Annotated in this window: 7 protein-coding genes; 2 read left to right on the top strand and 5 right to left on the bottom strand. The window is 38.9% G+C overall.

The features are described 5' to 3' along the window. Positions 1–90: 90 nt before the first annotated feature. Positions 91–315, top strand: coding sequence for a hypothetical protein (locus tag FNW02_RS05680; protein WP_191756586.1), 225 nt, complete (start codon positions 91–93; stop codon positions 313–315). Positions 316–473: 158 nt separating this feature from the next. On the opposite strand, the gene FNW02_RS05675 is transcribed toward FNW02_RS05680, so the two are convergent. Together FNW02_RS05675 and FNW02_RS05670 are read right to left on the bottom strand one after the other, a co-directional pair. Next, positions 474–626 carry a hypothetical protein gene (locus tag FNW02_RS05675; RefSeq protein WP_191756585.1) on the bottom strand — a complete coding sequence of 51 codons (153 nt, stop codon included), beginning with the start codon at positions 624–626 and terminating at the stop codon, positions 474–476. A gap of 56 nt (positions 627–682) precedes the next feature. After that, complete coding sequence (locus tag FNW02_RS05670) at positions 683–1,888, bottom strand: AIPR family protein (protein ID WP_191756707.1); 1,206 nt, start codon at positions 1,886–1,888, stop codon at positions 683–685. A gap of 85 nt (positions 1,889–1,973) precedes the next feature. On the opposite strand from FNW02_RS05670, the gene FNW02_RS05665 reads away from it, so the two are divergent. Then, the gene (locus tag FNW02_RS05665; protein WP_191756717.1) at positions 1,974–2,141 is read left to right on the top strand and encodes a hypothetical protein; all 168 of its coding nucleotides are present in this window, start codon (positions 1,974–1,976) and stop codon (positions 2,139–2,141) included. 261 nt (positions 2,142–2,402) lie between these two features. Here FNW02_RS05665 and FNW02_RS05660 read toward each other — a convergent pair whose 3' ends face one another. From FNW02_RS05660 to FNW02_RS05650, 3 genes are read right to left on the bottom strand one after another with little or no spacing between them, the layout of a single operon-like run. Further along, a complete protein-coding gene (locus tag FNW02_RS05660) occupies positions 2,403–8,759 on the bottom strand; it encodes a DEAD/DEAH box helicase (RefSeq protein ID WP_191756584.1) in 6,357 nt (2,118 codons plus the stop codon). Next, positions 8,756–9,679 (bottom strand): hypothetical protein, encoded by a 924-nt coding sequence (locus FNW02_RS05655; RefSeq protein ID WP_191756583.1) that lies wholly within the window; start codon positions 9,677–9,679, stop codon positions 8,756–8,758. The genes FNW02_RS05660 and FNW02_RS05655 overlap by 4 nt, the downstream gene beginning before the upstream one ends. A gap of 4 nt (positions 9,680–9,683) precedes the next feature. Further along, the gene (locus FNW02_RS05650) at positions 9,684–12,587 is read right to left on the bottom strand and encodes a chromosome partitioning protein ParA (RefSeq protein WP_191756582.1); all 2,904 of its coding nucleotides are present in this window, start codon (positions 12,585–12,587) and stop codon (positions 9,684–9,686) included. Positions 12,588–12,970: the final 383 nt, after the last annotated feature.

Below are 12,970 nucleotides of genomic sequence, written 5' to 3'. Positions count from 1 at the left end.
CCCAGACATTTTTAGTCTCATTCTACTCCCCCTTGCTACTCTACTCACTACTAACAAAAAGGGTTTTGCCAAATTAATTGAAATGTTAACTTGTGTGAACGCACGAGTCGGTTTTCTGATACTCAAGAGCAAGGGTGTTCATCAGGCTTAGTATCTAAAACTACTCTTGGAATAGACATTCTGAAATTAATTCACCGCCTGTGTTTGTTCCGGAAGCTGGTGCTGTTAGCTTCTTCCCAAGCCGCAGCATCTGAACGGGAGCAACTGTTTATTGATGCGATGGGCTTACGCCCCGCCTTAAGAGCGATGGCGTAACCGCCCGCCGTAGGCGATGACCTCCGGTCGGTCGGTCGGAGGTCATCGCACCAATAAAGTGCAGATAATTCTCGTGAAAGCGCAATTTACCTACCTTGTTACGCCGTAAAATCCATCGTGTCAAGTCTAATGTGTTATTGAAATTCGGAAATCCTTTTCTAGTAAAGGCTACAGGTTTTAGGGGTAGACGGTAATTGCCAACCCACAGAACCTGTATTTTGTGTATTTTGAAAATCCCTTGCGCTGCGATGGCACAAAGTGCCTACGGTGGGCGATCGCAACACAATTAGGCTTTGCTTAGAGACTGGCATTCTAGAAAATGCCCATAATCTCTTTTTAGATGACAATTAATTGTTAAGTGGACATTTTAGCTTGGTGTCAGCGTTAATTCTTCATGCTTGCTGGAGTTGACAATTTTCACCAAGTGCTGATTGAGATAACTTTGGGCCGAAATGTACAGACTTTCCCAAATTTCTGAGTTGCGACAAATTTTAGTCCCCACTGTATTTCCTGCTGTTTTCTCCGATATCAAGTATTTACGGTAATAGTTAACCCACAGGTGTTGGAGAAAGTTTTCGGCGAATTCGTCAAAAGGAATAATCCAGTTATAGTCTTGGTCTAGGAATACCCGATAGGATGCAATTATGGGTAGTGCGAGGTCAGTTGGCGCACCAAACCCAAACGAGTACTTGCTGTCGGGGAGAAGGGTAGTTTTGCGTGTATCGATTGATGCTAAGTCGTTGACACCCTTTCTTCTGGGGTTGCTGATATGTTCTTGGATGATTTCGTACAGTCTTTGCTCTATCCACAGAGCTTTGGGAAGTAGAGGCAATAGAAGAGTTAATCTTTCCCTCTCAGTGTCTGTGATTTGGCTTGGGGTGTTCGTACCTGTAGGGTGCTTGCTTCGTTTATTGCCGTCAGGGTTGTATCTATTTCTGTCGAGGCAGTTGATCAGCTTGAACAAGTGGTTAACATTACACTGGGCATTTCTAGGAGCGCCGCTTTGGTTTTGGTAATAGGCTATTCTAAATTTTCTATCTTCTGCTCTTTCTAACTGTGCTAAATACTGCTTGATAAATTTGTAATCTCCCCTGGCGTTCACTTTGGAGCGAGAATCTACTGGTGTTGTAGTATTGGATGCGAGGGCTATATCTTTAGCCTCCTCTTCCTGGAGGCCAATGTGAATGGTAACTTTGACTCTGGCTTGAGTTAGGTCATATTTGTAATTTTTAGCTTGCTCAAACGCTAAAACTGTGTGACCTCCATTGATAATGCCATCGCTACCTCCCTCGCTAGCTTCTAAGACTTCTAGCTCCAGTTCAGTTTTGTTTTTGCTAGGTTTAACTTTATTCGCTGACAGAACGATTCCACTGTGACGAGAGAAGAATTTTTCTGGTTGAGTCGTCAGTGAGTCGAAGATTTGTCTGTAGGTTGCACTTTTGCGGTTAGGTTCTCGGATGTTGGGTTCTAGGGGTAGGTTTGTGGGAAACGTGCCCACATAGGCGGTGGCGATGATGCAATTGGGGTTTGCATGGAAATAGTTGTCTACTTTAATAATCCAGTTTTTGGGCATGGGTGGTTTCTGCATCTTAGCGATACATTCTCAATTATTCTTCTCGTGGGAAGAAGCTCGCGCTTAAAAATTATATTTTTAATTGATGTCTAAAGTTGTTGCAGTTGACTGGCAACGTCTAAACAACTTGCGGCAGTCGCCATCCGATAGCGAAGTAGAGGTGGATGGCGAAGGAAATTCCGACACTGATAGCGACTGGCTTTTTGGGGAAGGCTCTGGTGGTGTGGGAGCAGAAAATACTGAGGGTTTTTGAAATTGATCATAAAACAATTGTATTGACCAAAAATAAGCCCCAATGAATTGAGCTAGAGGTTTTCTGGATTGAGGAGTGAATTTGACGGATAATACAGAGTTCTAAACAGCCCTCTAGGGAACTCCAAAAAATAAATTATCCAATTTCTGGACTTCACTACAACTTTCCCTCCCCCTGCTCCCTTGCCTTCAGAGCGATGGGATATTTTTTTATTTGGAAATCCCGTATTGTGCAACGCCAATTCTTCGCCATCCTCAAATTTTAAATGGTTTTCTCAACTACTACATAAGTAGTAAATTTAACACGATATTTCCCGCGCTCTCTTGCTAAAAAGGTCATCCCGATGTCAAAAATCACTTGATAATGCAGTCCGTCTTGTCGGTAGATTTCCAGAACGCGACCGTGAGGAATAAGGTGACTCCATTGTTTGAAATCAACTGAGCGTTTAACTCGAACCAACAAATTATTTTCATTCGGTTGGAGTTGAACAAATATTTTTTTAAGCTCTTTCTCTATGGTAAAAGCGTTCTTAGCGTCCTTATCTTCAGTTGTGAGAATTTCTACATGAGATTGAGTATCAAATCCACCCCATTTTAATAATTCAACTAAAATGGAAGCCCCTTCTTCCCTCAGATAGCGATCGCGATACACAACTTTCGTCACCTCGCTTCCAGATAAAGCAGCCTCTAATCTTAGTTTATTTCTAAGTTCTGACATGCTGAAGTCGCCGCGCCATTCCTTCTCAGAAGGGTTTAAGAAGATTACGGTAGTGTTTATATCTTCTAACTCAGATGCTTGAACAAGTCTTGCTTTCTGGCGTAATTTTTCTAACCGACTAAAAACTGTTTTAACACCTTCTGGGCTTCGGGTTTGAAACCATGTTGATGGTTCATTGTTTGAGAATTGCTGCAATGACAGTGCAATACGATTACTTTGGTTGCTATTGAAACAGAGAGTTGGGACATCCTGATGTAAATTTTCAGCACAAGCCTGGTAAAGTTTTACTAAACCTTGGTCTATCAACTGTTGTAAGCGTTTTCGCCAAACCTTGAGGTGATTTCGTTGATCTAAAGAAGCATCTAAAAGTGTATTCGGGTCTGGCAAATGGTTTACTATTAATTCAACTGGTTTATTAATCGGTCTCATAGAGTAAACTGCATCTGTAAGCAGATTTAACCAAGGCAAATTTGAACCTTTATTTAAACCAAACTCATCGGTTAATTTGGGTAAATAAATTAAAGTATCTGGTGCAGCTGCTCGGCAAACTGCTGGTAAGATATCTGCGATGAGAGACAAACTTATTCTGTTAGAGTTGGGAGCAAATTTTTGTAATTCTTCATCTGGACTGACTTGCTCAACTATCGGTCTAAGAAAATTTGCCACTAAATGACGGTTAAATTGGTTGTGAAATGGCTGATTTGAGTAAGTTTGCAAACAGTCATAACAACTAGTTGCACAGTTGCATGATGAAACTATTTTTAATGCTGTCTTTAAAACTTCATCAAAGCGTTCGGCAACGCGACGGCTGTATCCTGCCCCTCCAGGCACATTGTCATAAATAATAATGTTAGCGCGTTTGTCCGAACGAGGCGTAAACAGCCCATCTAATTCTGTACGCGGTACGTCAATTACTTGGGCTGCTGCTGCTAACAATGCATAGGTAAGAGAACGCCAAAATTCTAAACCTCGGTTGCGATTTTTTGTATTGGTAAAAATTTCGCCGTCATCTTCGCGTTCTCCGTCTTCGCCGAACAGGGGTGTGGGTTCAGTTTTGGAGTCAAAGACAATTTTTAGTAAATCGCTACAAAATTCATGTCCCAAATGCATCAATGTATAGCGGCCAGAACATGGTTTTCCTGTTCTGGGATGAGTATGAGGAATTTGCGATGATTGTTGGCTAGTTGCAGAGTTTTTATTGGCTCCTTTTTTACCTCGGCTTTTTTTCGTTTCTCCTTTGGGTAATAAATCGCTCAAATCGCGTCCACAGGTAGTACAAATTGCAAATCCTTTTCTATCAAACCCTTTATCTTTACCATAGGAACCTTGATTAGCTAAAAATAAATTTCCACCTTTGCTAACAGTAAGAGTATACAAACCCAATTGTGGTGGTAAGGTTTCTGGTAAATCCCCATCATTTATTAAGAAAATCTGAGATACTGGTTGACGCTGCGGTTTGATATAGGGGGTGACTTCTGGAAGCTTTTCCCAATCAGTTGTAAATGCTTTGGGAACCTTGTAAAGTTTCATTTTTTTAGCCGCAGGTGAGGATGGCTCATCACGGCAGACGGGACAAGATTCTACTAGTTCATCTCCCGTATTAGCATCTAAAAAATGATTACAATTTTGGCAAACCCAATAGAACTTTTGTTCTAATTCTGTTGGTTTGAGAATGCCAACACTTTTGTACATTCGGTCATCTACTATTATTTCTTGGTCTGGAGCATATTCACCAAGAGCAAGTCGGCGATCGCGTTCTAGTCGATGTTTTCCTTGTGCCGAATTATACTCATTGCTTTCCCCGGTCAAAAGGCGAACTACGTCAATAGGAAAACCATAAATTGGTAGGATACTGGCTTGCGCTAGTTCGTTGTGTAGGCGACGAGAGCCAATTTTATCAAGTTCGCGCTTTGTCCCAGCAATAAGTCTGGCTATTTTCTCTAAATTTTTTGTTTCAGATGGATCGGTAATGCGGTTTCGTAGTTCAAGCATATCTTCCGCTAAACTATTCCAATCTTGAAGTTGCTGCTCTTGAAAATCTTCAATCCCATCTTTAAAGCCTTTCAGCACTATAGCTGCTTGACTTTCAAAGCTACCTAACCGAGTTAGCCACTGCACAGCTAGCTGTGCTGCTTCATCGCTATTTAGCCATTGTTGTAACTTACAAATCTTGGCTTCAGCAGCAGGAGTGAAATTTTCAGAGGAAGCAGGATTTTCTAGTGGTAAATCCAAAAACTCTGCTATTTTTATTTCTTCTGCACTGAGATTCCAATTTTCTCGTAAAAATGCAGCTAGTAACTCAGCATGAATGTGGCGCTGCTGAATTTGAAAGTTACCAGAATCAAGCTTGGGGATTTGATTGCTACCAGCAATTAGCTCTTTTGGTTGCTCAAAATAAAAGCGGTCGTGGGGACGGCGTTGACCGTACATTAAAGTAATAGCTACACCATCTGTGCGTCGTCCAGCGCGTCCGGCTCGTTGCTGGTAGTTGCTAACATGGGGAGGGAAATTGCGAAGAACCACCGCTTGCAACTCACCAATATCTACACCCATTTCTAAGGTTGTCGAACAACTGAGCATATTGATGCGACCTTGGCGAAAACGATTTTCGCGTTTTTCTAGTTCTGCAACACCTAGCTGTGCTGTATGTTCTTGCGATCGCAGTGGTAAAGGTGAGCGTTTTGTAATTAAATATTGCTGGTAATGTTCAGCAACAGTTTGTTCAATTTTTTCAGGTGTGTAAGGTTCAAGAGTACCTTTACACTGATAAGCTGAACATTTTTGAACGTTAAGTTTGGCCTTTGTGATTTTTGATAAACCTGGAACATGAAAAACCTGCTGGCAGCAATTGCACTGATACCAATCTTCCTGTGTTTGAATAATATTTAACTGTCCCCAGTTAAGTTGATATTCCTTTTTAGCTGGAACAAGTAAGCCAAAATCTTGAAGCTGACGGGAGAGCCAGAAAAAATCCTCTTTACTGGGAATGTTTTCTTCACCAAATATTTGTGATAAGTACCAACCTAGCCGATTTAATGGCTTTCTTAATTTCCCATTTTTCCAGGGTATAAATGAAATTGAATCTTTAAATTTCTTGATTTCATCATCTAATTTATCCTTCAAAAATAAATAGTTCTTGGATTTACCCTGAGCATCTACCATTTCGGGACGACGGCTATCTCCTCCAGTTTCTGGGAAATAATAAGATGAATTTTCAATGCTGACAATTCCTGCACGACGAATAATATCTGTAAGGACTGTTAAAAAAATCCTTGCTTCATCGTTTGTGATTCCAAAATGACCCGCTACCAGTTCAATCAAGCGTTCATCTAAATCGATATGGCAAGTTAGTAATGCAAACGCTTCTAAGGTTGAACGACGGTTCAAAATGAGAGCAAATTCTCTAAGTAATATTTCCTTAGCTCGTTTTTGAGCTAAATCTTCTGCATCTATTTTATTTTTTCTATCTTTAGGTTCTTCCTCTGGATCGTTAGGACGATAACTTTTATAATTTGCATCAGATTTTCGGTCAGGATGAGGAATATAAAATTCTAAAAATTTTGCTTTCAGTTGGTTAATTACTTGATTAACAGATGTAATGCCTTCAGCATTTTTTACCTGATGAAATGCTTGCCAAAGCATCTGGCGGTACAGCATTTCGGTATGGGTACGTTGGTAGTCTGAGGCGAAAAATGCTGCATCTTGACGACCATCGGAAAAGGTAAGTAATTTCCGCTTTGAAGAGTTTTTATCAGTCTTTTCTGTTTCGGGTAATAGTTCAAAGAGACTATCAAGCATCGCCTCTAATGGCCCATCTGTATAAGTCACGAATCGATTGATTGCTAAAGTAGTGCGCCCAGTTCCAGCACCACAAGCAGCACATCTGTTTAAATAACAACCACCTTCATCTTTATCATTTTTTTTGCGATGCCATGCTAAAGTAAATTCATTTTGTGCTGTTACTTTGTTTGTAAACGCTTCATCTGAAACTTTACCAATCCAGCCATGCTTCTGAAGTTCAAATTTAAAACTTTTTATGATTGTTGATTCTTGTTCCTCTTCATCTTCACCCATTTCCTCTTCTTCTGTTACACTGTCTAAATTACCAGAAGTCAAAGTGTAAATCTTGGGATTATCCTTTAATCCTTGAATTGATCTGGGTAGAGATTCTAGTTCTCCCGAATCTTGGCGTTGAGTAAATACATAACCCTGACCGCATTGAGAACAACTACCCAATTCTAATACAGGGGAGTTACAGCATTCACAAGTTTTTTTCTCATTCAAATAAAGTTGCCCATACCGTGCTTCACGCTCTGAATAAAGCGGGTCGTGCGCTGCTCCCGAACATTTGGGATTAATACAGGCATAAAGTCCCTCTAAACTGCGAAATAAAAGATGCAATCTCACAGGAAGTAAAGGTAAATCATCTGGATTTGCACGAGCGAGAGTGCCTATTTGCAGCAAATGAGCTAACGCAACTTCTGCATCTGTATCATCAACGCTACCATCTAATTTAATTGGCAGATTGACACCCCATAATTCTGGAGAGCGAACTATTTCTTCCCAAGGTTTAGGTTCGCGGCAAAGTATATTAATCAGTCGATGTATTAAAGGATGTCCCTTGAGAGCAAACCAGAGAAATTTGTGAATATCATTATCAGCTTGCGATTCAGCTATTTTTAGTTGTTGTTCGGGGACAATAGCACTCAGTGGGTCAAACCAAGAACTAATTGGAGAACCTTGTTGTGGTAATTCGATAATACTTAAATATTGTAGAATTTCTTCATTAGTAAGTGCAGCAGGTAGGGTATAAGGGTTGCCTAATCGGTCTTTGGCATTGAGACGCTGACCACGAATTACTTGACTAAAAGTTTCACCAAAAAACTCTCCTGCAAATGCAAGAACTTTATCATCAACCGAAGCATTTCCTAAGCTAGCACTGGTAGCAATGCAGCGAATTTTACCTTTTTCTTCCACACCTATAGAAGCTTTAAAACGCTCCAACAGCATGGAAACTTCGCTACCCTTAGCACCATCATAGGTGTGAGCTTCATCTACTACTAACATTTTGAAAGTATTTACTGAAGCCTCAAAAATTTTTTCTCGCTCCTTGGGTCGAATCAACATATGCTCCAGCATGGAGTAGTTGGTAATTAAAATATGGGGTGGTGCTTCCCACATTTCTTCTCTTGAGAGTAATTGCACTCGGCTAGTTTTCTCAATAGCTTTATCAATTAATTCCTCATCTTTTATAGATTCTATTTCAGCCGAGGTAAATAATTGCCGCAGTTCCTCTGGATCGTAAGCCGCGAATTCTTCTCTTAATGACTCTATTGCTTTACCTCTGTCTTTTTCGGTGCGACTGGTGTAGAATCCGAATTTAATTTTGGTTGTCGTCTTTTGGCGACATAATAATTGCCGCAGACGTTTAACTTGGTCATTTACCAGAGCGTTCATCGGGTATAAAATTAGCACCCGCACTCCAGCAAGCGATAAATTATCTCCTTCTTTCAGCAGCATATCGAGCATGGGTGTCAGAAAACACTCAGTTTTTCCCGAACCTGTACCAGTTGCAACGACTATATTTTGCTGTTGTTCTACAACTGCGCGGATAGCTTTTTCTTGATGTTCGTACAAACGACGGCTACTAGGTATAAATAGTGTTGCCATATCAGGGTGTAAAACCCCTTGTTCGACCAAATCATTGATACTCAGACTTGATTTATACGGCTGGGAACCTTCGAGATAAGGATGTTGCCAAAGGTTTCCAGGTTGCTCTAATAATTGCTTAAAACCGTAGCGGAGATGGGGGTCACGTAGGGGGTAAGCTGTAAGTAAATAGCGAATAAAGTCAGCACGGGGTTGTTCAACTGCTGCAATTGGATCTAGATATTTAGTCATACTAATTTAGCTCCTAAACGTTTAAATGCTTCTTTGACAAGCAACCAGTTTTTTGATTGAAAATTTCGAGTTCTGTATTCTTCTCCAGGCTCAGAAATATGCCATAACCACCGTGCATAGGTACTGGGAAGATAGACACCTTGCAAATTTAACTTTCCAGGAGGTTCATCCCAAATTATTTTTAAAGGACATCCCATTTGTTTATCCTGGTAAAACATAGCTAAAATAGCTAAATCTGGCTCTAATTCATAAAAATTTTGGTCTTCAAACCAGAGATATTCACCTGTGGGCAAGCGCAATATATCTTCGTTTTTGATGCTCTCGTGGCTCGGATTGCGCCAACGTTCTTTCTGCACTTCATTACAGGGTACGTATCGCTGAATGTAGCTTCCATTTTGCCAATTTTTGATAGAAAAAGGGTCTTCCGGCCAAGTAGAACGCAACTCCGATTTCAAGGGCCTTCTTGGTATTAGTAAATTTTCAATACTATCTGAAATAGTCAGCAACCGAATACCAGCTTGACTTAGACGGTCTTTAATTCTATGAAATTGATTACTTTTAGGGCGCAATAGCAAAGGATTTTGAGGGTTTTTTTGACTTTCTAGGACTTGATGAGCCAGAGTCAAATAAGCGCGATCGCCCCGAAATAACAAACTTCTCAAATCTTCTTTATTTTGAGCCAAAACCATCGGAGGAGCCATACAGTAATGGTTGTGTCTTCCTGCTAGCACTTCCCCTTCTGCTTGCAATTCATTTAGGGTATCTTGAATTGTATCTGTTAGATATTCTTGAGATTCGTTAGGAGAAAGACTTGAAACTAACAGCGAAATAATCTGATGCTTTGTTAAAGGTTGTGGGATTGTTCGATTATCGGAATGACGGTGATTACTGAGTAGTCGAGTAATTTTCTCATTTAACATAATTTTAATTGTTTAAGATTTTTTGAGCATCATTGTAGGTTACATATTCTATTTCTTTAACGTATTCTTGAGGTAGATAAATTTTAATATCTTTTATATTGTTATATTCCAGTAATAAAATATCGCTGAAAATAAATAATTGAGGAATATGAATACTTAAATTTGCTTTTGATTGATGATTCTTGTTCATCATTACTTCTATTTGTTTATAAACAAAATTACGTTTTTTAGGATTTCTTAACCTTATTAATAACCAATTTTCTTGAGTTGCTGCTACATTGGCAGTATTCGCTACTTTTAATATTGTTACTTCTTGCGTACTTGCCTGACTTTTCAACTCGATTTTTAGATTTTCAACAAGAGCTTGGAGTTTCTCTCTAAGAGAATTAATCTGTAACCATTCTGGAAGATAAAATGGTAAATTTTTTAGGCTATCAATAGCTGTTTGCAATAAATAGGGGTCATAATCATATTGATTGGCAGATTTCATAAAATCACTAACAGATTCATTATCCAGAATGGTGTAGCAGTAATCTGCCAAATATTCATTTTCTAAAGTTTCATCAGGTAAATCATTTTGATTGCTACCACACCACCAACCAAGGTTGTGTCGTAGTTTACGTGAACCTATTAGCTGAATGTGATAAATTCCAGGTGGCAATGCTAATAGAATAGTAATTTTATCTTCATTTAACGAAACTGGTGAAATTTTAATTTCTACTGGGGGTTTTTCAGGTAAAAGTAAATTCCAGCATGATAAGGAATCAACTTCGCCAGATAATAAACCAGATAGGTGAACTGCTTGATTCGCCCAAGTACAGCTAATTACAAGGGGAGAAATTTCTGTTTCTATTAAACGTTGCGGTTCCTCACCTAACCTCTGGAAATCTAAAGCATACCAATTAGAGTTAGGAGATAATAAATTATAGAAAGATGCTAGGTTTATGTGTAAATACCCTAGTGAATCTGCTTGACATTGAGAAAATATAGTTTCCTGTTGATCGTATAAATATAAACTGATAGTTTCTAGAGGTAAAAGCCCTCCTATTTGGATTTCTTTTGCCCAGAACTTATCAGTAGAATCACAGAAAATTGGTAATTTATCTACCGGAGATTGATTTACTAAACTAATCTTTAAATTCTTATTATCCGGGTTTACAGTTATTTGATAGTTTGATTGAATTTCAAATTTATATGACCAGCGATAAGATTGATTCCAAAAGCGGGCTTCATATTTACCTGGTACAGTAATCCATTTATCAAGAGGAATTGCTTGCCATCTCTCGCTTGGCTGTAGTATTTCACTTGTAGTAATAATTGTTTTTTGATGGGTGATATTTTCGATAGAAATATTTAAGGGTATTTCTCTTTCAATGGGCGGATACCAAAAGGTGGGAATTTCTAGATAAACAGATTTTTTACCCTTCAGCTTCAGTCCTCTTAAGCTTGGCTGTTCGTCAGAAGAAGGTTTCCAGCTAATTGAGCGAAATGTAGTAATCTCTTCATAAGAAATTACTATGAAGAAAATTGATGATTCTTTCGTTGTAAGTGTAAGCTGTTGACCCTGCCAGCCTCTGACACTAGATGGTACACAACTATCTAGGATTTCAATACCATTACCAAAGTCTAGACTGACACCTTTAGGGGCAAATAAAATAATCTCTTTGGTTCCCCTAATGCTAGGATTAGCAGAGTCTAAATTTATGCGATCGCCTGTCCAAGCATCGAATATTAGACAAGGAAAATTGCTGGCTACGCCCTCAAGCTTCCATTCAGTTAAGACTTTACTGCGGTGATCTAACAGTTGCCATTTCCATAGTTCAGCCACATTCCTGATGTCTACAACTTGTTCGGGAATCATTAGTCCTGGTTTTGAAGGTATAGTACCTTCCCAAGTCGCTTCTGGAATCTGGCAGAAAGTTCCACCCAAGTTGTCCCACCCCTTATTCCAAAGGTTTTGCTCTGGCAGCACTAGTTGTATATTTAAGGAGTCAGCAGTATCTAAAACTAAAGATAAAGGCTTTTGGCGACGACTAATTATTTTACGGCTATTACCAAAACGATGCTGTTTAGGAGTTAAGACCTGAATTAAACTGTTCCAATCCCTCAAGAAAAAATTATTTGGTAAGTAATAGCTTCCCAGCATTTTTTCGCGTTCGTTGTTATTTTTCAGTTCTTCAGGTAACGTTCCTTGACGTTCAAGTTCAACAGCAACAATAGCAATACCTTGAAGTAACTGTCCAGAAATTGGTTCAACTTCCTCGTTTTCCTTCTGTGGGCAACTAGCTTTGAGAAAGTTAATCAGAGTACCCCATTGAGAATGCTTTTCTCGACAAAAAGATAATAGTTCTTCGGAAATATCTTCACATGAACTATGAGCAATTTCCCACCATCCATACTCATTTGAGAATTCCTGAACTAACTGAGAAAAATGAGTGAGATTTTGCTGAGGAATACCACTCTGTAACCATAAGGTTGATACGTAACGATATCCTCCTTTAGCTTGTACAATACCCAGTAGGTCAAATCCTTCACATACAAGCTGACGTAGCGTATTTTCTAGGCTTTGATTACACAAAATATTTACTTTTTGACAAAAACCATACCAAAACTTTTCTTCAACACTTGAATAATAGTAGGCATACTCTGATAGAGCAAAAGTTATAATTTTTAGCCAATTTTGTTCAGGTTCATCGAATCTTTTATGCAACTTATGATGAGTCAATGTATCTAGATTTCTCAAGTTATAGCCTACAATATCTAAAACTTCCTCGGTGGCTTTTTGGCTAATCTGAACGCTACCTAAAAATCGCTGCCCTTTGGGACGATTGGAATGAGACCAATATGATGAAATTTTCTGCCAAAGCTGTTGTGTATGTCTTGGTTGAGAGAAGTTAAAAGTAGTCATTGTTTGATAGATAACTAACTTAGCAAAATTACTTAGTTAGATACTTAAATTTTTACGAACTAGACAACTAACAAAGTTCGTTTGCTGCCCTGACAAAAAAGTATCTTTATGTTTAATATTCCCTGAAAACAATTTAAGTAACTATTTTTACAATTAAATTAAAATTTATACTTAAAATATTTTAGAGCTTCGGTCTAGTGCTGTTGTCGTTTGAGTACAATGTAACTTGAGTTCTTTGACTTCCGTATCTAAACTGCATAGTAGCAAAAGGCATTTCCTGAAATCTAATAAATCCGAGTATTTATTGGATTAGTTAAAATTACTCTAAAAAACAACATTAGTAAGGCTTTGAGAGGTTAACCTAAGTACTGTTTGAATATTTT

It is taken from the genome of Komarekiella delphini-convector SJRDD-AB1, assembly GCF_014831675.1.
GTDB lineage: Bacteria > Cyanobacteriota > Cyanobacteriia > Cyanobacteriales > Nostocaceae > Komarekiella.
Note: the sequence above shows the minus strand (reverse complement) of the source record. Positions and strands in the feature narration are given on the sequence as shown.